General features: G+C 74.3%; 22 protein-coding genes. 11 read left to right on the plus strand and 11 right to left on the minus strand.

Annotated elements, in window-relative coordinates; all coding sequences use genetic code 11:
- Window positions 1-3: 3 nt before the first annotated feature.
- The 3 genes from ACFWP2_RS11705 to ACFWP2_RS11715 form a co-directional block, all read right to left on the minus strand.
- On the minus strand, window positions 4-1,038 hold the full coding sequence (locus ACFWP2_RS11705; RefSeq protein ID WP_380450194.1) for a hypothetical protein: 1,035 nt from the start codon (window positions 1,036-1,038) through the stop codon (window positions 4-6).
- 63 nt (window positions 1,039-1,101) lie between these two features.
- Window positions 1,102-1,509, minus strand: coding sequence for a hypothetical protein (locus ACFWP2_RS11710; RefSeq protein WP_380450195.1), 408 nt, complete (start codon window positions 1,507-1,509; stop codon window positions 1,102-1,104).
- Between the two features lie 10 nt (window positions 1,510-1,519).
- Entirely contained in the window at window positions 1,520-2,464 is a 945-nt protein-coding gene (locus ACFWP2_RS11715) for a glycerophosphodiester phosphodiesterase (protein ID WP_380450196.1), read from the minus strand.
- A 150-nt stretch (window positions 2,465-2,614) separates the two neighbouring features.
- Between ACFWP2_RS11715 and ACFWP2_RS11720 the strand changes: the two genes are divergently transcribed.
- From ACFWP2_RS11720 to ACFWP2_RS11740, 5 genes are all read left to right on the plus strand, one after another.
- Entirely contained in the window at window positions 2,615-3,541 is a 927-nt protein-coding gene (locus ACFWP2_RS11720) for an oxidoreductase (RefSeq protein WP_380450197.1), read from the plus strand.
- Between the two features lie 76 nt (window positions 3,542-3,617).
- Window positions 3,618-4,247, plus strand: a complete 630-nt coding sequence (locus ACFWP2_RS11725; RefSeq protein WP_380450198.1) for a histidine phosphatase family protein — start codon at window positions 3,618-3,620, stop codon at window positions 4,245-4,247.
- A gap of 88 nt (window positions 4,248-4,335) precedes the next feature.
- Window positions 4,336-4,911: a TetR/AcrR family transcriptional regulator gene (locus tag ACFWP2_RS11730; RefSeq protein WP_380450199.1), complete on the plus strand. Its 576-nt coding sequence runs from the start codon at window positions 4,336-4,338 to the stop codon at window positions 4,909-4,911.
- 92 nt (window positions 4,912-5,003) lie between these two features.
- Complete coding sequence (locus ACFWP2_RS11735) at window positions 5,004-6,059, plus strand: SDR family oxidoreductase (protein ID WP_380450200.1); 1,056 nt, start codon at window positions 5,004-5,006, stop codon at window positions 6,057-6,059.
- Window positions 6,060-7,175: 1,116 nt separating this feature from the next.
- Entirely contained in the window at window positions 7,176-7,700 is a 525-nt protein-coding gene (locus ACFWP2_RS11740) for a YrhB domain-containing protein (protein WP_380450201.1), read from the plus strand.
- Here ACFWP2_RS11740 and ACFWP2_RS11745 read toward each other — a convergent pair.
- From ACFWP2_RS11745 to ACFWP2_RS11755, 3 genes are all read right to left on the minus strand, one after another.
- On the minus strand, window positions 7,636-8,304 hold the full coding sequence (locus tag ACFWP2_RS11745) for a class I SAM-dependent methyltransferase (protein WP_380450202.1): 669 nt from the start codon (window positions 8,302-8,304) through the stop codon (window positions 7,636-7,638). The two genes, ACFWP2_RS11740 and ACFWP2_RS11745, sit on opposite strands and share 65 nt — an antisense overlap.
- A complete protein-coding gene (locus ACFWP2_RS11750) occupies window positions 8,301-8,810 on the minus strand; it encodes a hypothetical protein (RefSeq protein ID WP_380450203.1) in 510 nt (169 codons plus the stop codon). Before ACFWP2_RS11750 ends, ACFWP2_RS11745 begins: the two co-directional genes overlap by 4 nt.
- A gap of 67 nt (window positions 8,811-8,877) precedes the next feature.
- Window positions 8,878-9,108 (minus strand): hypothetical protein, encoded by a 231-nt coding sequence (locus tag ACFWP2_RS11755; RefSeq protein WP_360356348.1) that lies wholly within the window; start codon window positions 9,106-9,108, stop codon window positions 8,878-8,880.
- Between the two features lie 243 nt (window positions 9,109-9,351).
- Here ACFWP2_RS11755 and ACFWP2_RS11760 point away from each other — a divergent pair, with 243 nt between their 5' ends.
- A complete protein-coding gene (locus tag ACFWP2_RS11760) occupies window positions 9,352-9,843 on the plus strand; it encodes a hypothetical protein (RefSeq protein WP_380450204.1) in 492 nt (163 codons plus the stop codon).
- On the opposite strand, the gene ACFWP2_RS11765 is transcribed toward ACFWP2_RS11760, so the two are convergent.
- The 3 genes from ACFWP2_RS11765 to ACFWP2_RS11775 all read right to left on the minus strand — a co-directional run bounded on the left by ACFWP2_RS11765 (window position 9,834) and on the right by ACFWP2_RS11775 (window position 14,971).
- Window positions 9,834-12,218 carry an SGNH hydrolase domain-containing protein gene (locus ACFWP2_RS11765; protein WP_380450205.1) on the minus strand — a complete coding sequence of 795 codons (2,385 nt, stop codon included), beginning with the start codon at window positions 12,216-12,218 and terminating at the stop codon, window positions 9,834-9,836. The two genes, ACFWP2_RS11760 and ACFWP2_RS11765, sit on opposite strands and share 10 nt — an antisense overlap.
- A 175-nt stretch (window positions 12,219-12,393) precedes the next feature.
- Window positions 12,394-14,133 carry a glycosyltransferase family 2 protein gene (locus ACFWP2_RS11770; RefSeq protein WP_380450206.1) on the minus strand — a complete coding sequence of 580 codons (1,740 nt, stop codon included), beginning with the start codon at window positions 14,131-14,133 and terminating at the stop codon, window positions 12,394-12,396.
- Between the two features lie 268 nt (window positions 14,134-14,401).
- The gene (locus ACFWP2_RS11775) at window positions 14,402-14,971 is read right to left on the minus strand and encodes a GNAT family N-acetyltransferase (RefSeq protein ID WP_380450207.1); all 570 of its coding nucleotides are present in this window, start codon (window positions 14,969-14,971) and stop codon (window positions 14,402-14,404) included.
- A 348-nt stretch (window positions 14,972-15,319) separates the two neighbouring features.
- Here ACFWP2_RS11775 and ACFWP2_RS11780 point away from each other — a divergent pair, with 348 nt between their 5' ends.
- The gene (locus tag ACFWP2_RS11780; protein WP_380450208.1) at window positions 15,320-16,207 is read left to right on the plus strand and encodes a lysozyme; all 888 of its coding nucleotides are present in this window, start codon (window positions 15,320-15,322) and stop codon (window positions 16,205-16,207) included.
- A gap of 221 nt (window positions 16,208-16,428) precedes the next feature.
- Here the strand turns inward: ACFWP2_RS11780 and ACFWP2_RS11785 are convergent, their stop codons facing one another.
- The gene (locus ACFWP2_RS11785; RefSeq protein ID WP_380450209.1) at window positions 16,429-18,261 is read right to left on the minus strand and encodes a M1 family aminopeptidase; all 1,833 of its coding nucleotides are present in this window, start codon (window positions 18,259-18,261) and stop codon (window positions 16,429-16,431) included.
- Window positions 18,262-18,642: 381 nt separating this feature from the next.
- On the opposite strand from ACFWP2_RS11785, the gene ACFWP2_RS11790 reads away from it, so the two are divergent.
- From ACFWP2_RS11790 to ACFWP2_RS11805, 4 genes are all read left to right on the plus strand, one after another.
- The gene (locus ACFWP2_RS11790; protein ID WP_380450210.1) at window positions 18,643-19,257 is read left to right on the plus strand and encodes a LysE family transporter; all 615 of its coding nucleotides are present in this window, start codon (window positions 18,643-18,645) and stop codon (window positions 19,255-19,257) included.
- Window positions 19,258-19,758: 501 nt separating this feature from the next.
- Window positions 19,759-20,481, plus strand: a complete 723-nt coding sequence (locus tag ACFWP2_RS11795) for a TetR/AcrR family transcriptional regulator (RefSeq protein WP_380450211.1) — start codon at window positions 19,759-19,761, stop codon at window positions 20,479-20,481.
- Between the two features lie 101 nt (window positions 20,482-20,582).
- A complete protein-coding gene (locus tag ACFWP2_RS11800; RefSeq protein ID WP_380450212.1) occupies window positions 20,583-20,912 on the plus strand; it encodes a hypothetical protein in 330 nt (109 codons plus the stop codon).
- Window positions 20,913-20,927: 15 nt separating this feature from the next.
- Window positions 20,928-22,001 carry a M14 family metallopeptidase gene (locus ACFWP2_RS11805; protein ID WP_380450213.1) on the plus strand — a complete coding sequence of 358 codons (1,074 nt, stop codon included), beginning with the start codon at window positions 20,928-20,930 and terminating at the stop codon, window positions 21,999-22,001.
- A 111-nt stretch (window positions 22,002-22,112) separates the two neighbouring features.
- Here ACFWP2_RS11805 and ACFWP2_RS11810 read toward each other — a convergent pair whose 3' ends face one another.
- The gene (locus ACFWP2_RS11810) at window positions 22,113-23,510 is read right to left on the minus strand and encodes a hypothetical protein (protein WP_380450214.1); all 1,398 of its coding nucleotides are present in this window, start codon (window positions 23,508-23,510) and stop codon (window positions 22,113-22,115) included.
- Between the last annotated feature and the right edge of the window lie 3 nt (window positions 23,511-23,513).

Below are 23,513 nucleotides of genomic sequence, written 5' to 3' on the forward strand. Positions count from 1 at the left end.
CCGTCAGTGGTCGAACCCGATGTGGCAGTGGTCGTGGTGGGTGTCGTCGGTGAAGAACCGGTTGCCGACGCCCGGGATCGCCACCGGACCGCCCACGTTGTACGACCCGGCGGCGGCCGCGTCCCGCATGAAGGACTCGATCAGCTGCCGGGACGTACCCGGGTCGACCACGGCCAGCCCGTCGATCCGCCAGACGTCGAAGGCCCGGCCCAGCGGATGGTCGCTGGGCCGGGTCGTCCCGAAGACGTCCAGCGGGTGGCCGGTCCGCACCACGCTCACCGAGAGCGTGTACGGGCCGGCCAGCCGCAGCATCGCCTCCAGCACGCTGTCGTGCACCGCGCCGCCGCGCAGGTCGGCGGCGGCCTCGGGCGGCAGCTCGATCCGGGGCTCGGCCAGCACCCGGGCCACCGCGGGCGGCGGTGCGGCGGCGGCCGGACCCGCCACCCCCGGGTGCAGCTCGGTGACGGTCCAGCGCGGCTCGGCCCGACTCAGCCGGACGTCCACCGTGGTACCGCCCTCGGCCACCGAACCGTCCGGGCCACGCGTCCACTGACGGCAGACCACGAGCACGCTCGCCGAGTCGTCGAGCAGGCCGCCGTACTGGGCGACCATCACCTCCAGGCTCGCCTCGGCCGCCGCCGGGGCGAGCGGGCCGGCGGCGTCGGCCAGCGCGGGCGGCAGGCCGAGCGCCGCCACCCGGGCGCGGGCCGCCTCCACTCCCTGGCCGCCGGGCGGCCAGGCGCCGAGCGCGGCGACCAGCTCGACGGCGCGGCGCTTGACGTCGGGCTGGAGCTCACCGGGGCCGGGCTGCCAGAGGGGCGGGCGGGGCAGCGGGGTGGGTGCTGACGTCGGGGTCGGGGTCATTGTCGGTGTCAATGTCGGTGTCGGTGTTCCGGTGGGAGTCGCGGCCTGGCCGGTGGCCGCCGCTCGCGGCCTGCTCCCGCCCGTACAGCCCGCCGTCCCCAGCACCAGCGCCGCCGCGCCCGCCCGCAGCACCGCGCGCCGGGCCGTGACCCGGCCGCCGTCTCCACCCGTCATGCCGTCAGTATGCGGCTCCCGGCGCCCGGGCGCTGCGGGCGTCGGCCCTCGGCCGCCGTCCGGCTACGGCAGCTCCGGGGGCCGCAGGCCGTAGCCCTCCTCGGTGCGCACGATCCAGGTGGGCTCGCCGAGCTTGACCTTCAGCACCGTCATCGGGAACTTCAGCTCGTGGGGGTGGAACGGCGCGTTGTACACCTTCCACATGATCGAGTACGGCTCGTGCACGCCCTCGCCCAGCTCGATCAGTCCGCGCAGCAGCTTGACGTCGGCCCGGGTGAGCTGCACCTCGCGGCCGTCCACGGTGACGAGCCGGGTGTCCAGGTCGACGACGAGGCGCCCGTCGAAGGCGGTCAGCGAGCCCTGCGGCTCCGGGACCAGGCCGAAGTGCTTCCGGACCCACTCCTCCGCGGCCCGGTCGTCAGCGGCCCGGTCGTCCGCCGCCCAGGAGCCCGCCGTGTTCTCCTTCTCCACGCCCGGCAGCCTAACCGGCGACGTCCGACGCCGACCAGGCCGCGTTCCAACCGGCCAGCTCGGCCGGGCGGTTGGTGATGATGCCGTCCACGCCCGCCGTTGTGAGGGCCTTCCAGCGGGCGGGCCGGTCGACCGTCCAGACGTTGACCGCGACCCCGGCGGCGTGCAGCTCCTCGATCACGCCGGGGCGGGCGGAGAGCGCGTCGTCCGACGGGTTGTAGGCGGCCAGGCCGAGCTCGCGGGCGGTGGCGACCGGGTCGGCGTCGAGGTCGCCGCGCAGCAGGCCGAGCGGCAGTTCGGGGGCCAGTTCGCGGGTGTGGCGCAGGGCGTCGACCTCGAAGCTCTGGACCAGGACCCGATCGGCCATCTTGTGCTCGCGCACCTCCTGGACGATCCGGGCGGCCTCCTCGCGGCTGTGCGGGCCCTTGATCTCCAGCAGCAGGTTGCCGCCGCGGGTGCGCAGGTCCTCCAGCTGGGCGGCCAGGGTGGGGATGCGGGTGCCCGCGTACGCCGGGGCGAACCAGGAGCCGGCGTCCAGCGCGTCGAGCTGGGCGGCGGTCAGGTCGCGGATGCGGCCCTTGCCGTCGGTGGTGCGGTCCACGGTGTCGTCGTGCAGCACGTACGGGACGCCGTCCTTGCTGGGCTGGACGTCGTTCTCGATCCACTCGGCGCCGCCGCGGCGGGCGACCTCGTCGGACACCAGGGTGTTCTCGGGGGCCGCGGAGGAGGCACCGCGGTGCGCGTACACGGTCGGCGGTACACCCGCCGGGCGCAGCCGGGCGTCGGCGGCGGGGACGGTCGCGGTGGCGGGAACGGCGGCGGGGGCGGGGGCTGCGGCGGGCCGCACCGGTGCCCCGGTGAGCGCGACGGTGCCGACGGCGGCCCCGAGCAGCGCGGCGACGAGGACGGTCCGACGACGGCACTGCCGGGGACGAGAGCGTTGCTGGGGTGTCATGTCCCGCACATTACGGCCGTCCGGCGCCCGCGGCCCGGTGACACCGGCATCCGGGGTGTCAGGACGGCGATCGGAGGAACCGCCTGATCCCGCCCGGGGCCCGCACGGATTCGAATCGTTGGCGCTCAGGCCGGTGCAACAGCGATCATCATGGGCATGACTTCGAGTGCTGTTGCGAACACCCCTGTCACCGCCGCCGACTCCGGCACCTGGAAGCTCGGCGACCGCACCGTCCACCGGATCGGCTTCGGCACCATGCGCCTGCCCCAGACCGGCCCGGCACTCGTGTCGCACGCCGTGCCGCGCGACCGTGAACAGGCACTGCGGGTGCTGCGCCGCGCGGTCGAGCTGGGCGTCAACCACATCGACACCGCCGCCTTCTACTTCTCCCCGCTGCGCTCCGCCAACGAGCTGATCAACCGGGCGCTCGCGCCGTACGCGGACGACCTGGTGATCGCCACCAAGGTCGGCCCCGGGCGCGGCCTCGACGGCGAGTGGGTCGAGCACGCCCGCACCCCCGAGCGGCTGCGCGCCCAGGTCGAGCAGAACCTGCGTCAGCTCGGCCGCGACCACCTCGACCTGGTGAACCTGCGCGTCGTCGGCACCGACTCGGTCGCCGAACGCTTCGGTGCGCTGGCCGAGTTGCGCCGGGCCGGGCTGATCCGGCAGCTGGGCCTGTCCAACGTCCACCCGCACCAGCTCGCCGAGGCCCAGACCATCGCGCCGGTGGCCTGCGTGCAGAACCCGTACGGCATCGGCGCCTCGGCCGCGCAGGACGAGCTACTGCGGATCTGCGCGGAGCAGGGCATCGCCTTCGTCCCCTTCTACGCGATCGCCGGCGCCGGCCGGGAGGGCGGCGCCGGCGAGGCCGAGCCGGCCCAGGTCCGGGCGGTGGCCGAGGCGCGCGGGGTGAGCACCGCGCAGGTGCGGCTGGCCTGGACGCTGCAGCGCGGCCCGCACGTGCTGGCCATCCCGGGCACCGGCGACGTGGCGCACCTGGAGGACAACATCGCCGCCGGTGCGCTGCGGCTGTCGGCCGAGGAGCTGGCGCTGCTGGACGGGGCCCACGCGGGCTGAGCCGGAACCGGGCGCGGCCCGCGGTGCGTCGCTCCGGGACGACATGATCTTCGTCCACCGTGAGGAGTCCCGGAGCATGACCGACCGAGCCACCCGCTACCTCTATCTGGCCCGCCACGGCGAGGCCGCGTCCGAGTGCGACGGCAGCGGCCTCACCGCCGCCGGACGCCGGCAGGCCGCCCTGCTGGGGCGGCGGCTGGCCGGCCGACCGCTCTCGGCGCTGCACCACGGCCCGCTGCCCCGGGCGGCCGAGACCGCGCGGCTGGTCGCGGAACAGCTGACCGGCGTGCGGCCGCAGCCGTGCGAGGAGGCCGGGGACTTCGTGCCGTACGTGCCCGCACGGGACGAACTCCCGCAGGACAGCGCCGAGTTCCTGCTGGACTACCTCTCGGCCACGACGGCGCGGGAGCGGGCGGAGGGCGCCGCACTGGGGCGGCGGGCCGTCGAACGGTTCACCGGGCCGGTGCCCGGCGGCGAGGAGCGGCACGAACTGGTCGTCACCCACGCCTTCCTGGTCGGCTGGCTGGTCCGGCACGCCCTGGACGCCCCGGCCTGGCGCTGGCTCGGCGTCAACGCCGCCAACGCGGCGCTGACCGTCCTGCGCTACGCGCCCGGCCGGCCGCCCGCGGTGCTGCTGCTGAACGACCAGGGCCACCTGCCGGAGGAGCTGCACTGGACCGGCTACCCGCCCCGATTCCGGTTCTGACGAGCGGTCGGGGGCCCGTCCGGAGGATCCCGGGAGAGCCCCCGAAGGCCCGTCGACAAAAATATGCAGACCGGTCTACTATCGCCGCATGGGAGTCAAGGGCGAGGAGACCCGGGCCCGGCTGATCGCCGGCACCAGGGAACTGATCGAGGCGCAGGGCTACTTCGGGACCGGACTCAACCGGATCGTGGCCGCCACCGGCGCCCCGCGCGGCTCGCTCTACTTCCACTTCCCCGGCGGCAAGGACCAGTTGGTGGCCGCAGCGCTCACCCAGGCCGGTCAGGAGGTCGAGGCGCTACTCACGGCCCTGGCCGGCGAGGGCGCCGACACCGCCACCCTCGCCGAGCGGCTGATCGAGGCCTTCGCCGATCGCCTGGAGCGCTCGGACTACACCAGCGGCTGCCCGATCGCCACGGTCGCCCTGGAGGTGGCCGGCACCAACGAGACCCTGCGGACGGTCTGCGCCGAGCTGTACGCGGGCTGGCAACAGGTCCTGGCGGGCCGACTGGAGGGCGAAGGCTTCAGCCCGGCCCAGGCCGAGGCCGCCGCCGGGCAGGCGCTCGCCCTGCTGGAGGGGGCCGTCCTGCTCGCCTCCGTCCGGCGCAGCCGCGAGCCGCTGGACCACGCCCGGCACGCCGTCCGGCATCTGCTCGGCGCCCGGTAGGCGGCGCGCGGCTTCGCCGGGTGGGCAACGCTCGCCGCATACCCAAAAAATATGCAGACCGGTCTACTGATTCTGGATCCCTGGAGTTCGCCATGCCCCCCGCCTCACCACCCCGCACCCTCGTCCTCGGCGCCACCGGCTTCCTCGGCCGCTGGCTCCTCCTCGAACTCCTCAGCCGCGGCGAGCCGGTGGCCGCCGCCGTCCGCGACACCGCCGGCGCGGACACGCTGCGCCGGTGGCTGCACGAGCACGGCGCGGACGGCAGCGCGCCGACCACCGTCACCGCCGACCTCACCCTCCCCGGCCTCGGCCTCTCCCCCGAGGACGACGCCCGGCTCGGCGAGGTCCGGGACGTCCACAACCTCGCCGCCCGCTACGCCTTCGGCCTCACCCGCGCCCAGGCCGAACCCACCAACCTCCACGGCGCCCTCAACGCCCTGCACTGGTCAGCCACCCGGCCCGGGCTGCGCCGCCTGGTCCACCTCTCCGGCTACCGCGTCGGCCGCGACGCCCGGCCGCGCCACCCGCTCGACCCCTCCGCCACCGCCGCGCTCTACCGCCGCCTCGGCGCGTACGAAGCCTCCAAGCAGCTCGGCGACGCCGCCGTCCGGGTCACCGCACCCCGCCTCGGCGTCCCGCTCACCACCGTCAACCCCAGCAGCGTCATCGGCCACTCACAGACCGGCGAGGCCGGCCAGTACCTGGGCCCGGCCCAGCTCGTCCGCCAACTCCACCGCGGCCGCCTCCCCCTCCTGCCCGGCACCCGGCGCACCTTCCTCCCGGTCGTCACCGTCGACCACCTGGCCCGCTTCCTCGCCGCCGTCCCCGAGCACGACCGCGACCCGCTCACCGCCCACACCGTCCTCGACCCCACCACCCCCTGCCTCCCCGACCTGATCACCCTCCTCGCCCACCACCTCGGCGTCCGCCCGCCCCGCGCCCAGGTCCCCGTCCCCCTCGTCCGCCACCTCCCCCGAGCTCTCACCGGCGCCGACCCCGAGACCCTCACCTTCCTCTCCGAGGACCGCTACGACACCACCTCCGCCGACCGCCTCGCCACCGACGCCGGCCTCACCCACCCACCCCTCACCCCAGCCCTGACCCGCTGGGCCACCCGCCTGGTCGAGGACGGCTTCGGCACACCGTGACGACAGCGCGAGAAGTCGGCCCAACCGACTTCTCGCGCACGAACCAGCCACCCCCACGCCCAACCACCCCCCGGCAGCCCACTGTTCGCCCACTCAGCGCGCCGACACAGAGCGGTGATGCCGCCCTACAGGCTGTCCCGTGTTGAGATCTCAAACTGCGTACCGTCGTGGCTCTGGACCTGTGGTGAGCGCCGGGGGAGGCTTTCGATCATGGCGTCCGATGACGTGCTGCCCGAGGAAGAGCTGGCCGCGATCGAGCGGCGCGTTGCCGCCGCCACTCCGGGTCCGTGGGTCGGCTGGACGGAGAGCCGGAACGGAATCGGCGGCACAGCTTCCTCCAGTTCCGGGCTGACGCGGAGGAGGACGACGAGGTCTACCTGACCCGAACCACCGGCGGCCGCGAGGTCGCCGGGGCGGACCCCAGACCGACGCGGACATCGAGTTCATCGCCGGCGCGCGCCAGGACGTGCCACGCCTGGTCAACGAGATCAGGTGACTGCGGGCTGTCCTGGCGACCCGCGTCGCTTCTCCTTGAAGTGGGAGGAGATCTCCACCGTCAACGCGCGGAACTCCCGCAGCGCAGTCGGGAAGACGGGCTCCGCCGACTCGATCACCAGCGTCGGACCAGGCGTGCAGGGAGCGTAGTGCTCTGGCCGGTTCCGCCACGGCTCAGTTCTTCCCGCACCGAATCCCGCCGGCGTCGGCGCACCGCGCCAACCCGGTGAACCTGACCGGCCACAGCACTGGGCGACCTCTCGTGCGCCACGAGAGGTCGCCGGCCGACGAGTGGCTGCCGGACGGCAGAGCCCCCTCGGCGAACGCCCGAAGGCGCCGGGATGCCGGGCTGATCGGCCGGGCCGCTGTGCCGAATACCGCAACCCGCACGGAAGTTGCAGGCACCGGCCCGGCGCGGGGCCGGGCGGACGCCGGACGGTGCAGCGGCCGGAGGCCATCCCCCGTGTCTCCGGCCGCTGCTCTCCCCCGCCGGCACAGCCACCGCGCAGACGGCCCCGCCCCGGTGTCGCCCTCGTTCGGCGTCACCCGAAACGCGGGCGATCCCGGCCTCCGCCGCACACCGCACGAAATCCGCTTGCCGGGCTGTGGAGAATCGGGAGCATGGCCGTCACCAGAGAGCAAGCCGCCGGGATCGTCGAGTCGCTGCTGGCCGAAATGCCGTGGCGGAAGGAAGAGTTGGCGATCCTGGGTGTCTCGGAGCACGCCCCCGGATGGATCGTCGCCTGGAACACCGCCGAGTACGCCCGTACCGGCGACTCGCGTCACTTACTCGTGGGCGGCGGACCTTTCCTGGTGGACCGGCATGACGGGAGCGTCCACCACATTCCCACCATGACGTTCATGGCCCATGACTGGGTGGCGCTCTACTTCCGGCAGGTCAAGGGCATCCGGCCGCCCGACGCCTTGGCGGCGGAGGTGCGCGCGCTCGCACGGGCCGAGGGTGCCGTCGCCGCGATGGCCCACCTGCGCCGGCGGGCGCCGCGGCTGAGCCTCCCGCAGGCCAAGGCGTACCTGCTGGCCGTTCGGGACGGGGCCGAGCCGCCCGAGGCGTTGGCGGACCTCACCGAGAAGAAGGACCGATGTCCGCCGCTTCCGATCGCGACCGTACGGCCGGGGCACCGCTGAGCGCCTCCCGCTCGAAGAGCAGCGCCGTCCAGTGGACCTCGTCGCGGCCGTGCAGGTCGGCGCGGGTGGCGCGGTGGAGGAGGCGCAGGCCGTGGTCGGCGGCGAGGGCGATGGTGGGCTCGGCCGGGAGGTCGAACATCCGGCGGCCGGCCGGGACGGGGCCGTGCCGGATGGTGAGCGCGAGGCGGCCCGCGGGGGCGAGGAGGCGGGTGAGGGCGGCCATCGCGGACGGGTGCTCGTCGGGGGCGAGGTGCATCCAGACGGCGGTGAGCAGGACGAGGTCGTAGCGCTCGCCGTCGGCGACGAGCGAGGGCAGGTCCGGCAGCGCGTCGGTGACCCAGCGCACGCCCGAGCCGGCGTGCAACCGCTGGCCGACGGCGCGGAGTTCGGGGGTCGGCTCGGCCGCGACGACGCGGTGGCCGAGGGCGGCGAGGGCGGCGGCGTCGCGGCCGGTGCCGGCGCCGATGTCGAGGACGGAGGCGGGCGGGGCCGGGTACCGGTCGTACAGCTCGCGGTGCACCTCGGCGAAGCTCACGCTCTCGTACTGGACGGCGAGTTGCTCCGCCGCCTCGCCGTATCCGGCGGTCCCCGCGGGCGTGGTCACTCCGCCTCCCGGACGACCACCGCGTCCCCGGCCGCGGCCGCGGCCGCGAAGAAGTCCCGCAGCTCGCGCAGGTCGTGGACGACGCGCGCCGCCCAGGCCTCGGACCAGGGCGTCGGGTATCCGAGGTGTGCGACCGTACGGGCGAGCACGCTGTGCTGCTGGCGGACGAGTTCGCCGAGCGCCGAGCCGCGCAGGAAGGCGGAGGCCGCCGCGACCTGGGCGGGGCGCAGCACCGGCATGGCGCCGTCCGGCAGCGCGCCGTCCGCCTGGGGGTGTCCGCCGCCGTAGACGGGCAGTCGGGCGGCCGGGTCGGGATGCAGGCCGTTCTCGGTGAGGGCGAGTTCCATCAGGACGGCGGTGCGCCGCACGCCGAGGGCGAGGCCGGCGGCGGCCAGCCGGTCGTACCGGACGTCGCGGTCGCGGGGCACGAGTTCGCCGAGTTCCTCCGGCGAGCAGGTGTCCACGGCCCGGCCCGGCAGTCGGCGCCAGAAGTGATCCACACTCACCCGCTCAGCGTAACGAAGTCACGGGGCCGCCACTCCGGCACGGTCCGGTTCAGGCCTCCGGGGCCGCTCAGGCCTCGCCCGGGTGCCAGGCGGGCCACTCCCAGGCGCGGTCGACCCAGTGGACCCGCTGGGGGTCGCGCGGGTCGAGGTCGGGGAAGAGCTGGTGGACGCGCGGCTCGAACTCCTCGGGCCCGAGCGGTTCCCAGCCGTGGCCCTCGAAGTGGACCAGGCGGTAGCGGCTGTCGGTCCGGAACTCGGCCACCTCGACCAGGGGTTTGGACGTGCTGTTGGTCTCCATGCCCCCCAGCATGTGGCGCGGTGGCAATCAACGCCCGTCCAGACCCCTCTTCCGGGTCATGTCCCGGCGTCGGCGCGCTCGTTGAGCACGGAAAGGTTCGAGGGGGGCCGCTGGAAGGACGAGCACATGACTGGGCAGCCCACCGGAGGGCAATGGCAGTGGCCGCAGAACGCTTGGCAGCCGCCGCCGGTCCCGACGAATCCGCTACCGCCGTGGTCAACCGCCACACCGCCGCCGAGGCGGTTGTCACGCAAGGCCTGGACGGCCGCGATGGTCGGGACGGGCGCCGTGCTGGCCTCCGTCCTGGTGATGTGCGGGCCGGGGGCGGGCGACGACGTCAGCGTGGCGGCGCTGCCGGACGCCTCGCCGTCCGCCTCGGACACGGCGGCGCGGCTGCTGCCGGTCTCCCCGTCGCCGGCGACGCCGGCGCCGTCCCCGCTGCCGCCGCCCACGCCCGGCGTGGCGGTCCCGGTGGACGGGCCGGACACGGCGGCGGCCGCGCCCAGTGCCGGGGCCGGCGCGACGGCCGACGCCGCGCACGCCTCGGCGAGCGCCCGGCCCAAGCCGGGGCACAGCCCGCACGCCCCGGCTCCGGCCCACGGCCCGTCGGCGGCGCCCACCCCGGCGGGTGCCGGGGCGGGCGGCCGGAGCACGATCTGCGACCAGGCCGAGCGGGCGGGCCACTGGCCGGCCGGGTCGGAGTCGGCCCGGCTCTGCCGCAGCATCTACGGCTGAGCCGAGGGCGGCCCCGGCGCCACGGACACGGCCGCACCGGCCGCACCGGCCGCACCGGTCGAGGCAGCGGAACCGGCCGCACCGGCCGCACCGGTCGAAGCAGCAGACCCGGTCGGAGCAGCTGACCCGGCCGAGCCGGCACCCGGGGCTCCCGCCACCCCCAGCAGTCCCTTGTCCAGCCGGGGCGCCAGCACCCGCGCCAGGGTGTCGGTGATGTGCCCGGTGTCCCGGTACAGCACCACGCCTTCCAGCACTGCCGGGCAGGAGGGCCCGGCGCCGGGGCAGAGCAGCGGGCCGAGGTCGAGGGTCCGCACCCCGTAGCGGGCGGCGAGCCCGCCGTCCAGCACCGGGTCGGGCTCGAAGGCCGTGTCGCGCGGGAAGAAGCAGGCGTCCGAGCGCCCGTCGGAGGCGGCCAGGCAGGTCGGGATGTCCTTGCCGGGCATCGGGGTGTCGCCGAGGTAGGCGAGCGGGGCACCGAGCGCGGTGAGCCGGTCCAGGGTGCGGGTCCACCCCTCGGTGCGCTCCTCCTGGCTGCCGTACCGGTTGAGCCCGGCCATCAGGACCAGGCGCGGCTTGGGGCCGGAGGTCAGCCGGGTGAGGGTGTTCTCGCGCCAGCGGTCGCACTCCTCGAAGGTGCGGCCGAGCACGTTGTTGCGCACGGTGAGGGTGGCGAGCGGGCAGCCGGGCTTGACCAGGACCTCCAGGGCCCAGTGCCGTTCTTCGGCCAGGGCGAGGCCGGCGGAGATCCACTGCCCGGCGTGGGAGTCGCCGAGCAGCACGATCCGGTCGGGGCTGTCCTCGGCGCCGAAGAGGCAGCGCGGACTGCTGTCGGCGTTGAGCGGGATCTCGCAGCCCTTGCCGGGCGGGAAGTCCTCCCGGGCCCGGGCCAGCGAGGGTGTCAGGGCGAGCACCCGGGTGCCGGGGGCGAGCAGGCCCGGGCCGTCGGCGGCTCCGGCGGGGGCCGTCACGGGACCGGCGGAGGGGTCGCCGAGGGCGCGTACGGTGCCGCCGCCGAGGGTGAGCGCGGCGATCAGCGGGATGACCAGGGCGCTGGCGCCGACCGCGAGCCCGCGCCGGGGGGCCGGGCTGCTGCCGTACCGCAGCGGCTGCTCGACCAGCCGCAGGGTGAGCCAGGCGGGCAGCGCACTGGCGGCGGTGAGCGCGAGCAGGGTGGTCCAGGGCAGGGCACCGTAGCGGGCCTGGGCGATGGTCAGCACCGGCCAGTGCCACAGGTACCAGGCGTAGGAGAGCCGTCCGGCCGCGCGCAGCGGACGGGTGGCGAGCAGCCGTCCGACGTCGGTGACGCCGGGGGTGCCGGGAGTGCCGGGGGTTCCGGAGTTTCCGTGCCCGGCGAGCAGGACGGCGGCGGTGCCGAGGACGGGCAGCAGCGCGGCGGTACCGGGGAAGGGGGTGTTGCGGTCGTACAGGAACACCGGCGCCACCACGGCCGCGAGGCCCAGCCAGCCGAGCACCCGCAGCGACCACACCACCGGCGCCCGCCCGGTGCGGACGGCCAGGGCCGAGCCCGCCAGCGCCACGCAGGCCCCGGCCGCGAACTCCCAGAGCCGGCTGCCGGTGGAGAAGTAGGCGAGCGGCGCGGAGGTGGCCGTCCAGCGCAGGCAGAGCGCGAGCGAGACGCCGCCGACGGCCACCGTGGCGAGGGTGGTCGCCAGGATGCGGCGACGTCCGTGCAGGCAGCGGGCGAGGCCGAGCAGCAGGACGCCCCAGAGCAGGTAGAACTGGTTCTCCACGCCCAGCGACCAGAAGTGCTGCAGCGGGCTGGGGTCGCGTTCGGCGGCCAGGTAGTCGGTCTGTTCGCCGACGAAGCGCCAGTTGGCGAACTGGCCGGCGGAGGCGATCAGGTCGCGGGCGAGGTCGGTGCCGCGCAACGGGTCGAGCAGGGCGCCGCCGGCGACGGCGGTGGCGACCAGCACGGTGGCGGCGGCGGGCAGGATGCGCCGGGCGCGGCGGGCGGCGAAGTCCCACAGGCCGAGCGGGCGGCCGACGAGCAGGCCGGTGATCAGGAAGCCGGAGACGACGAAGAAGACGTCGACGCCGACGAAGCCGCCGGTGAGGCCCGGGACGGCGGAATGGAAGGCGAGGACGGAGAGCACGGCGACACCGCGCAGCCCCTCGATGTCGGGGCGGAAGGCGGTGCGCCGGCGGGCCTGCCCGCTCTCGGCGACGGCGGCGCGTCGCGCAGCGGCGGGCTTCCGGTCCACCACGACGACGCCGGGCAGCAGGTCGGCGGGTGTCGCGGGCGCTTCGGCGGACGGCTGCGGGGTCGGTGCGGCGGAGGGCCGCGAGGACGGCTCGGCGGACGGTTGCGGGGTCGGTGCGGAGGACGGCTCTGAGAACGGTGCGGCCGTTGACACGGCGGTGCTCCTTGCAGGGCTGGCAGCGGTTGTCGGGCCCGCCGGGCCGATGGGGCGGCCGGGCGGTGTCCGCGCCGGTGGGGCGACGCGCAAGGAAAAGCGGGGAGGAGCGGGGAGGTCAGTGCGGGCAACTGGCAGGTGTCGCCGGAGAACTGACGGACGATCAGAAGATGGGTCAGAAGATCAGCGGGTCGGCCCAGCCGGAGGCCAGCAGCCCGCACAGCAGCAGCGCCGCGGTGACGGCGACGGCCTCGGCCCGTCCGAACCCGAGGTCGGAGCGGCCCGGTGCGGGCGCGGCGACCTCGCCGACGGCGGCGCCCTTGCCGCCTCCGGCCCCGTTCAGCAGCGGCCACAGTTCCCGGATCAGCGGGATCATGGTGTACGCGGTGAGCGCGAGCAGCCCGGCGAGCGCCCAGTACGGCTGCCAGCCGTGCAGCAGCGCGGCCCGGACCAGTCCGGCGGCACCCGCGAGGACGACGAACCCGAGCCAGCCGACCCCGATCCGGGCGACGGCGCGGGCGAGCGAACTGCCGCCGGACACGGCGCCGGTGGGCACCCAGTCGGCGGAGCGGCGGCGCAGCGCGTGCGCGATGGCGACCACGTGGCAGAGCCCGCCGAGGAGTTGGACCCGGGTGACCTCGAAGCGCCAGCGGGTGCGGGACATCGCGGGCAGCAGCACCAGGGCGACCCAGATCGGCGGCAGGAACGGCAGCACCTGCCAGGGCTGGATCTCCTCGGGCCGGAAGAACAGCATGATCAGGGCGGGCAGCGGCACGGCGAAGACGTTCACCGCGCTGGTGACGTAGCCGAGGATGCCGTTCCAGAAGCAGAGCCGGGCGGACTTCGACAGCGGTCCGCGGCGGAAGTCCGGGTCGCGGACCAGGGCCAGGGAGCCGAGGCACCAGCGGTACTGCTGGCTGATGAAGGCGGGCAGGCCGGTGGGCGACATGCCCTTGGCGACCAGCGCGGGGACGTAGCGGGTGGCCCATCCGGCGCGGGCGAGGGCGAGGCCGGTGTAGAGGTCCTCGCTGTGGTCGATCTCGGCGAAGCCGCCGATCCGCTGGAGCGCGGCGCGGCGGTAGAGGGCGTTGGTGCCGCAGCAGACGGTGCCGTCCTGCGCGTCCCGGGAGGGCTGGATCCAGCGGTAGAAGATCTCCTGGGTGGCTCCCGCGGCGCGTTCGAGCCAGGACATGTCGGCGTCCGTGTCGAAGCACTGCGGGCTCTGCACGATGCCGACCCCGGGGTTGTCGAGGTAGGGCACCAGGTGGTGCAGGAAGTCGGGGCGGGGGCAGAAGTCGGCGTCCAGGACGGCGACGATCTCGCCGGTGCCCTCGGCCAGGCCGTGGTTGAGGTTGCCGGCCTTCTTGAAGCGGCCCCGGTCGGGCCGGGCGTGGTACCGGAAGCCGTAGGACTCGGCGAGTCGGCGCACCTCGGGGCGGCCGGCGTCGTCGAGGACCAGGACGGTCAGCTCGCCGGGCCACTGGACGGCCGCGGTGTACCGGTAGGCGTTGTCGAGGACGGCCAGCGGTTCGCCGCAGGTCGGCAGCAGCAGGTCGACGCTCGGGGCGCGGGCGGGGTTCCAGGCGCGCAGCAGCAGGTCGTGGGAGTCGCGGGTGAAGCGCCGGGCGCGCTGGCCGTCGGTGAGCGAGAGCAGCCAGGTGGCCGCGTTGAGGACGGTGAGCACCAGGAAGGGCCAGAGCAGCGGCTTGCTGAGGGCGAACAGGCCGAGCGTGGCGGTGGCTCCCGCGTAGGAGAGGGTGGCGCAGAGCAGCACCCAGCGGCGCTGCGGGCCGAAGTACCAGTAGAGCTCCTCGTCGTCGGGCGGGGCGGGCAGGCGGTGGTCGTCCTGGTCCGCGGGTGTCCGGCGCGGGCCGGTGTCGGGTGCGGGCATGGCGGTGCCATGGAGTACGGGCATGCGGAAATGGCCCCCCTGGGCAGCGGGCGGAACGTGGCCGTTCGCGCTCAGCCTCTCACATTGGCCTAGACCAATAATGAACGAGGTATGACATCTCCGCATCGCCCCAGCTCAGCGAGTTGACCGTGCGTCACCTGCGGAAACCCGGTCCAGCGGAACTGAACCGAACCCTGAGCGCGGGCCGTTCCAGGGGCCGTCAAGTCCCCCGGACGGCCGGCGCTCCGACATCGGCACAGCCGTCAACTTCCGTACACAGAGCTCCGCTCCCTCAGGAATCCGCCTTCAAGTCCTTGATGAGGTGGGCGAACCGCAAATCCGGCCGGAGCGGGATGCCGAAGCGCTCGTCGCCGTACGGGAAGGGGCTGAACTCCCCCGTCCGCCGGAAGCCGCGCCGCTCGTACCAGGCGATCAGCTCGGCACGCTGCTCGATCACCGTCATCTCCATCGCGCCGACACCCCACCGCTCGACGGCCAGCCGCTCCGCCTCGGCCAGCACGGCCCGGCCGATCCCGCCGCCCTGGAGCCCCGGGCGCACCGAGAACATGCCGAAGTACGCCCGCTCGCCCTGCCGTTCCAGCTGGCAGCAGGCGAGCAGTTCGCCGTCCCGCTCGGCGAGCAGCACCAGCCCCTCGGGGTGGCCCACGGCCGCCGCGACGGCCTCAGGGTTGGTGCGCCGGCCGTCCAGCAGGTCCGCCTCGGTGGTCCACCCAGCCCGGCTGGAGTCGCCCCGGTAGGCGGACTCGACCAGGGCGACCAGCGCCGGGACGTCGGCGGGCGTGGCGGGACGGAACACGGGCTCCCCGGCGGGCCGGGCGGAGTCGGTGGCGGTCTCGGTCATGGCTGGTCCTCTCCTCACGTGCGAGGGCCGCCCGTGGTGGCCGGCCCGCGGGCATCGTGCCACAGCGCGCCGAAGGCGCCCGGACCCGCCCCGACCCCACCCCGGGCCCGCCCCGAAGGCGCCCGGGCCCCTCGTCCCGGGCGCCGTCCGGAGGCCGGACGCACCGGCAGAACCGGCAACGCCCGTTGCCGGTCATGGCGCTCCGGCACATCTGACGTGCGTTCACTATGTGAAAAAAGATGCCTGGCGGCGGCGCCAGGTACATGGCTACTCTGCGGTACGGCCGGTCAGACCCCGGCCGTATCAGGTCATTTCGACCGTCCCCACGCTCGGACCAGAGGAGTGCTCATGCCCCGCTCTTCCCGCTCCGCCCGTACCACCGGCACCGACAGACCGGCCGGCCGCCGCCTGCCCGCGCTGGCCGCCCTCGCCGCCGCGACCGCCCTGGTCGCCGGCGTGGCCGCCCCCGCGTACGCGGCCGAACCCGCCCCTGTCGCCCCCGTCGCCGAAGGCCGCCCAGGCTTCCACCCCGAGCAGGACTTCGCGGGCTCCACCGTCGCCGCCCGCGAGGGCCGCGGCGCCGCCGCCCCGTTCGCCTCCCTCGCCGCCACCCAGACCCCGGGGCTGGACGTCTCCGGCTACCAGGGCAACGTCAACTGGTCCTCGGTCGCCGCCAACGGCGCCAAGTTCGCCTACGTCAAGGCCACCGAGGGCACCAGCTACACCAACCCGTACTTCGCCCAGCAGTACAACGGCTCCTACAACGCCGGCCTGATCCGCGGCGCCTACCACTTCGCGCTGCCGAACGTCTCCTCCGGCGCCACCCAGGCCAACTACTTCGTCAGCCACGGCGGTGGCTGGTCCGCCGACGGCAAGACCCTGCCGCCCGCGCTGGACATCGAGTACAACCCCTACGGCGCCACCTGCTACGGCCTCAGCCAGAGCGCCATGGTCAGCTGGATCCGCGACTTCAGCAACACCGTCCACTCCCGCACCGGCCGCTACCCCACCATCTACACCACCACCAACTGGTGGACCCAGTGCACCGGCAACAACGGCGGCTTCGGCACCACCAGCCCGCTCTGGATAGCCCGCTACGCCTCCTCCGTCGGCACCCTGCCGAACGGCTGGAGCTACCAGACCTTCTGGCAGTTCGCCGACTCCGGCACCTTCCCCGGTGACCAGAACTACTTCAACGGCGCGGCCGACCGCCTCCGCGCCCTCGCCCTGGGCTGACGCACCCGCGCCGGTGCGGGGCGCCGCAGCGCGCCCCGCACCGGCGGTGTCGGGCCGGCGAAGGTTCGACTGTCCGCGCACGGCACACGCTTATGTCGTACACGTACAGCGCCCTCCGGGCCTCCGGTGCCGTCAAGGGGCGTCCTGCGCGTCGACGTCGTGCGCACCGCATGGCGCCGCCCCCGGCCGGGGCCGGGGGCGGCGCCGCTCGCTGCCGGGTCTCAGCCGTCGATGCGGTGCTGGCTCCAGAAGGAGGTCAGGTCCACGGTGGTGGCGGCCTGGGCCGCGGCCTTGAACTCCGCGGTGGTGGAGACGCCGTACCAGTGCGCCTGCGCGTAGGTGCGCAGCAGCGTGGTCATCGCGGAGTCGCCGATGGTCCGGCGCAGGTCGTGCAGGGCGCACTTGCCGTAGCCGTAGACGACCGTGGAGTAGCGGGAGGAGTTGGCGTCCCAGTACGCCATCGAGTTGGTGATCTTCTCCGCCGAGGAGGCCCAGGAGACGCTGTTCCAGCAGCCGTTGCCGGTCTTGCCGAGGGCGAGGTCGGTGGCGTAGTCGGTGAAGGACTCGTCCAGCCAGGGGGTGTTGTACTCGTCGTCGCCCACGATGCCGTACCACCACTGGTGGGCGATCTCGTGGGTGAGCGCCGTGGTGCTGACCAGGTCGAGGACGAAACCCGGGTACTCCATGCCGCCGAACCAGAAGTTGTTGTCGATCACCGCGTCCAGCTCGCCGTACGGGTAGGCGCCGAAGCGCTGGGCGTGCGCGTCGACCGCCGAAGTCGCCGTGGAGAGCATCGACTTGGCGTCGGTCGCGCTGATCCCCGCCACCGAGTAGACGTTGACCTTCACCCCGGCCGCCGAGGTGCCGGATATCTTGGTGAACGGTCCGGCGCCCCAGGCGAAGTCGCGCACCTTGCTCGCGGTCGCCTTGGTGACGGTCCGGCCGGCCGCGCCGGGGGTGTCCACCGAGGTGCCGGTCGCGGGCACCAGCAGGCCGGTCGGGTGGTCCAGGGTGACGGTGAAGTCCGAGGCCACCGAGTAGAAGGACTCGCCGTTGTTGGTGTACGGGTCGAGGTGCCAGCCGGCCGCGTCCCGTACCGCCAGGACGGGCAGGGCGTTGCCGAGGAAGTTGTACGCGCCGTCGTGGCCGAAGCGGTCCGCGCCGCTCGGCACGGTGATGCCGAGGTCGAAGCCGACGGTGCCGCTCTGGCCCTGCGCGAGCGGGGCCGGCAGGGTGATCTTGAGCGCGGTGCAGTTCACCGTGAGCGGGGAGGGCGTGCCGCCGGTCACGTTGGTCACCGTGATCGGGGTGCTGGGGCAGCTGCCGTGGGCGTTGTCCCACAGCCGCAGGTACACCTCGTTCAGCGCGGTGGGCGAGGCGTTGGTGAAGGTCACGCTCTCGTGCCCGGTCCAACTGCCGCCGGAGGCGTCGCTGGTGAGGTCCACGGTGTACGCCGGCGCGACCGGGGTGCGGGTCGGGTCGGCGGGCGGGGTGGTCCCGCCGCCGGAGACGTCCAGGGTGACGTCGTCCAGCACGAAGCTGGTCTGCAGGCTGGAGTCCTCGACGCCGGTGAAGGCGAGCGTCACGGACTGGCCGGCGAAGGCGGAGACGTCGACGGTCTTGTGCACGTACCCGGCCTGGGCGTCCAGGTTGGAGTAGGTGGCCAGGGTGGTGGAGCCGAGCTTGACGGTCAGCTTGTCGTAGGCGGTGCTGCCGGTCGTCTCGGCGGTGTCCACGTGCAGCCAGAACCCGAGCGTCGCGGTGCCGCACCCGGCGGGGAGGGTGAGGGACTGCGAGAGCGCGTCGGTGTGGCTGGAGCCGTAGCCGTCGAGCCAGGCGTAGGTGCTGCCGGAGTGCGCGCTCTGGCCGCTTCCGGCGGTGATCGCGCCGCTCGGCGCCGTCCAGGGCGAACTTCCGCTCTCGAAGCCGCTGTTGGCCACCACCTGGGCGGGTGTGCAGTCCGCGGCGCTCGCCACCGTGGGGGTGGCGAGCGCGGCGAGGCCGGTCGCCGCGAACAGCGCGGCGCCGGTCAGGGCAGGCAGGAGTCTTCTCATCGGAGCCTCTCGTGGGGGAGCGAGCCGGGAGCAGCAGAGTGACAGCAAACCCGCACGTTTGAAAGGCTCATGACATGGAACGCATACGCCCCACCGGGACGACCGGCGGCCGGGGCGGCACTCCGGCACCTACCCCCGCTGATCCACAACTCCTTCTGGATCACGCTGTTCTGACCATGCCTCAGATCGCGTCAGGACGGTGATCACGGAGCTTCCCGCGCGGCCCCGACTCCCGGAAAACCGTTTGCCGAACCGTGCCGGGACCGTCCACCATCGGCCCATGACCGACTCCGCCGCCCGCCCGCTGCCCGCACCCGCCGCCCACCCGGCCCCGGGCCGCCGGCAGCCCGGCCGTCCCCGGAGGCCCGACGCCGCACGCGGGTGAGGGCCGCGCTGGCCGCGGGGCTGCTCGCCGGGCTCGGCGTGGCCGTCCCGGTCGGGGCCGTCGGGGCCTACCTGGTGTCGCTCACCGCGCGGACCACCCTGCGCACCGGCGCCTGCGCCGCCCTCGGCGTGGCCACCGCGGACGGGCTGTACGCGCTGCTCGCCGTGGCCGGCGGCACCGGCCTCGCGCCGCTGCTCGACCCCGTCGCCCGCCCGCTGCGGATCGTCTCCGCCCTGGTGCTGCTCGCCCTGGCCGCCCGGACGGCCGTCACCGCGGTGCGCGGCCGCCCCGGCACCGCCGACACACCGCGGGCCGCGCCACCCGGCCCCGCCCGGGCCTTCCTCACCCTGCTGGGCATCACCCTGCTGAACCCGCTGACCGTGCTCTACTTCGCCGCCCTGGTGCTCGGCGGCGGCAGCCAGGACGGCGTCCCGGCCCGGGCGGCCTTCACCGTCGGCGCCTTCGCGGCCTCCGCCTGCTGGCAGCTGCTGCTGGCCTCCGGCGGCGCCCTGCTCGGCCGGGCGCTGACCGGCCCGCGCGGCCGGCTGCTGACCGCGCTCGGCTCGGCCGCCCTGGTCGCCGCGCTCGCGGTCCGGCTACTGCTCGACTGAGCCCCGGGCGGCGGCCCGCACCACGCCCCCGCCGGGCCCCGGCCGCCCCACACCGCCGCACCACTCGCCCGGCACCGCCCGCCACCCGACTACGCACCGCACCCGCCCCGACCGCCCCCGTCACCGAGCCACCGCCCGAGCCACCGCCCGAAGCCCCGTCCCACCCCTGCTCACCGCCGCCCCCGGACCTCACGGCGCCGGCCCGCCACCCACCTCTCCGCCACCCTCCGCAACCGACCCCGCCGCCCCGGTCGTCGACCCCACCACCCCCGCCGCTCCGCCGCCGGTCCGGCTGACCAGCGGGATCGGCGAATCCTCCGGCAGATTCCGCTGACCCATTTACGTCTGATTCATACCTTGTATCCTGGTTCTGTATCCGCTGAGTGACATCCGCCGAAGACCCAGCCCGGCAGCGGGCCTGCGCCACGGCCGGTCCACCGGACCGGCCGAGCGGCCCGGGCGCGGTCGGGAACGCCGCCACCGACCCGGAGGAGTGCGGAGATGGCCGAGCAGGACGCCCCCGAGAAGCGGGGCCGGCTGAGCCGCCCGCTGGTGCTGGGCGCCGCCGTGGCCCTGGTCGACCGCGAGGGTCTGGCCGCGCTGACCATGCGCAGGCTCGCGGCCGAGCTCGGTGTGGAGTCGATGGCCCTGTACCGCTACACCCCGGGCAAGGAGGCCCTGGTCGACGGCCTGGTCGAGGCCTACTTCGACGAGATCAACGCCCGGCTGCGGGCCGGCGCCGAGCACGGTTCGCACCCGGACGGCTGGCGCGCCGAACTGCGCCGGATCGCCAAGGCGTTCGCCGCCACCGCGCACGCCCACCCCGAGATCCTGCCGCTGGTCGCGACCCGCCCGCTGGCCGTGCCGGTGGCCCGCCGCCCGGCCTCGGTGCTGGACCTCACCGAGCACATCCTGGCCGTGCTCAGCCGGGCCGGCTTCGACGACGCCGGCGCACTGATCGTCTACCGCACCTTCGTCGCCTGGAACCTCGGCTGCATGCTGGTGGACAAGCGCCAGGTGGTCGACAACCCGAGCGAGCCGGACCCGGCCCTGCGGCTCGGCCTGCACCGGCTGCCGGCCGCCGACTACCCCCGGCTGCGCGCCCTGGTGCCCCGGTTCTCCGACTTCGACGACGAGGCCGAGATGCTGAGCGGCCTGGACAGCCTGCTCGACGGGATGCCGGAGCCGCCCCTTGACGACTTCTACGGTGACGGCGGATCCTGAGGATACGAGGTACACGTCGGACATATCCACCCCGATCGGCGCCGCCGCGCCGCCCGGCAACCACCGCGGCAACCGGCTGAAGGCGCCCGGAAGAAGTCCCCATGTCCTCCGAACCCCACGCGTCACCCCCTGACGACATCCTGCGCCTGCGCGTCACCGCCAAGGACCCGGAGACCCTGCGCGCGCTGCTGCGCGACACCCGCCCCGACGTCGGCGGAAGCCCCCGCGTCGAGGAGGACGGCCGCGTCGGCATCGATGTCTACGCCCCGGCCGACCGGATCGCGGACCTCGAACGCGAGGGCGTCACGGTCACCACGATCGGCAACGCCAGCGAGGCCGGGCGCGCCGCCCAGGCCGAGGTCGGCAGCGGCGACCGCTTCGCCCCCGCCGACGCCGTCCCGCGCGGCCTGGCCGCCAAGCTCTCCGGCTGACCCGGGAGGCCCGTCATGCCGTACCTGAACGTCACCGAGGTCGAGTCCGCCGTGACCAGCCTGGCCACCGCCTACCCCGACCTCACCCAGCTCATCGCCCTGCCCAACGAGTCGTTCGAGGGCCGCACCGCCCACGCCCTGCAGATCGGCGTGCCCGCCGCACTCCCCAAGCCGTGCGTGATGATGATCGGAGGGGTCCACGCCCGTGAATGGGGCAGCTGCGAGATCCTCATCCACCTCGCCGCCGACCTGCTCGAGGCCCAGCGCGACGGTACCGGCCTCGGCTACGGCGGCACCAGCTTCACCGCCGGTCAGGTCAGCGACCTGCTCCACCGGATCGACCTGGTGATCTACCCGCTGGTCAACCCCGACGGCCGGCACTACAGCCAGACCGTCCGGCCGATGTGGCGCAAGAACCGCAACCCCTCCTACACCGGCGGCAGCCAGAACCCGGACTGCGTCGGCGTCGACCTCAACCGCAACTACGACTTCCTCTTCGACTTCGTCACCGCCTTCGACCCGGCCGCCGGCCCCCGGGTGTCCAACGACCCGTGCGACGTCCAGGTCTACGCCGGCCCGAGCGCGGCCTCCGAGGCGGAGACCCAGAACGTGCTCGCGCTGCTGGACCAGTTCCCGCAGACCGCGTGGTTCGTCGACGTGCACAGCTACTCCCAGGACATCCTCTACAACTGGGGCGACGACGAGAACCAGTCGGACAACCCCGACATGAACTTCCGCAACTCCGACTTCGACGGCAAGCGCGGCCGGCCCAACGACCTCGCGTACGCCGAGTACATCCCCAGGGAGGACGAGAACGCCGAACAGGAGCTCGCCGAGGCGTTCTGCCAGGGCCTCAAGGGCGTTCGCGGCCTGGCGTACAAGCCGATCACCGGCTTCCACCTGTACCCGACCAGCGGGACCAGCGACGACTACGTCTACTCCCGCCACTTCGCCGACCCCGACCAGGGCAAGGTGCTCGGCTTCACCGTCGAGTGGGGCACCGAGTTCCACCCGCGGTGGGCGGAGATGGAACAGATCATCCGCGACGTGGACGCCGGGCTGGTGCAGTTCTGCCTGGCCACCACCTGACCCCTCACGCCACAGTGCCCGACAGCGGGGCGCCCGCCACGACCCTTCGTGGCGGGCGCCCTGGGGTGCGGGCTCAGCCGCGCTCAGGCGGCTCGGCCCGGGCAGCCCTGATCAGGCGGCCCGGTGGAAGAAGAACGGGTCGATGGACGGCGGCACCCGGGTCACGCCGTCCGTGCTGAGCAGTTGGTGGGTGGTGAAGTTGGCGTTGCGCTGGTAGGTCACGCCCACCGGGAAGTTGGCCCGGTCCGGCGTGTTGTTCCCCGCGAAGACTCCGTAGAAGTCCTTCCCGACCGCGAGCATCCGGATGTAGTCACCGAGGAACGGCACTCCCCTGGCGCGGGGCACGTCGGCGGGTGCCTGGTGCAGCACGTCGGACTCCGGCGCGGTGCCCCAGTTGTCGGCGGTGACTTCGAGGACCGTCGTCCACTGGTTGTCGGCGAACCGCTGGTAGACCAGGCCCACCAGACCGTCCTCGTTGACGGCCAGGGACGGGTTCTTGGCGTCGGTGACGTCGTCGCGCACCTGCCGCCAGGTCTGGCCGCGGTCCTCCGAGTGCTGGACGTGCAGGGTGTTGTCGACCCCGTCCGGGCCGCCCACGCGGTCGCACCAGGCGATCCAGACGCGGTCGGCGCCGGTCGGGTCCACCGCGATCGTCAGGTCGCCGCCGAGCCGTTCCTGTCCCATGATCGAGTTGAACGCGACGAAGCGGTCGGTCGCGACCCGCTGCCCGGGGACGCTGTCGGTGGCGTCCTTGAGGTCCTGGAACGGGTGGGCGCCGACGCCTCCGTCGTCGTCCCGGGTCACCACGACGTCGAAGGTGACGTTGGTGATCGGGTCGCCCTGGTCGTTGGTCCGCCAGCTCTGGAACGCCGCGTAGACGGTGCCGTCGGGGTGCACGGCGAGGCGCACCGGCGGCCCGTCCTGCCCCGCCGGATCGCGCTGTTCGATCGTCGTGGGCAGGAATCCGGCCGGTGCCGGCGCCGTCCGCGCGTCGCCCGAGACGTCCACGCGCGCGGTCCGCGGGCCCGGACCGTTGTTGCCGATGTAGACCCGGTCGAGGTCGGCGCCGCCGGCCGTCACGGTGCCGGCGATGGCCCACGGCTGGTCCTCCTCGTCCCGGCTCACCAGGATCTTCATGGGCGCGGTCGAGGCGATGCTCGGCGCGCGCAGGATCTGCATCCTGGTGATGACAGGCCGGTGCAGTGCGGCCAGGCCGTTCAGGATGCCCGCGTACAGGGCGCCGCCCCGGGCCGCGAAGGCCACCGTGATGTCGGCGGTGCCGAGCCCCGGCGCGGCGCCGGGGACGACGGTGTGCAGCACCCAGCTGTCGCCGCCGTCCGTGGACACGTAGACCGGGGCGAGCGGGCCGTTCATCGGGTCGGGGGTGAAGGCGGTCGCGACCATCTCGGTGGGCGTCTCGGGGTTGACCGCGAGGAACGGTTCGGAGTCCTGGGTCGCGGTGCCGCTCAACACCTTCGGGGTGATGTTGACGACCTTGAGGGTGGGCATGTC

The sequence above is a fragment of the Kitasatospora sp. NPDC058444 genome, assembly GCF_042721415.1.
Lineage (GTDB): Bacteria > Actinomycetota > Actinomycetes > Streptomycetales > Streptomycetaceae > Kitasatospora.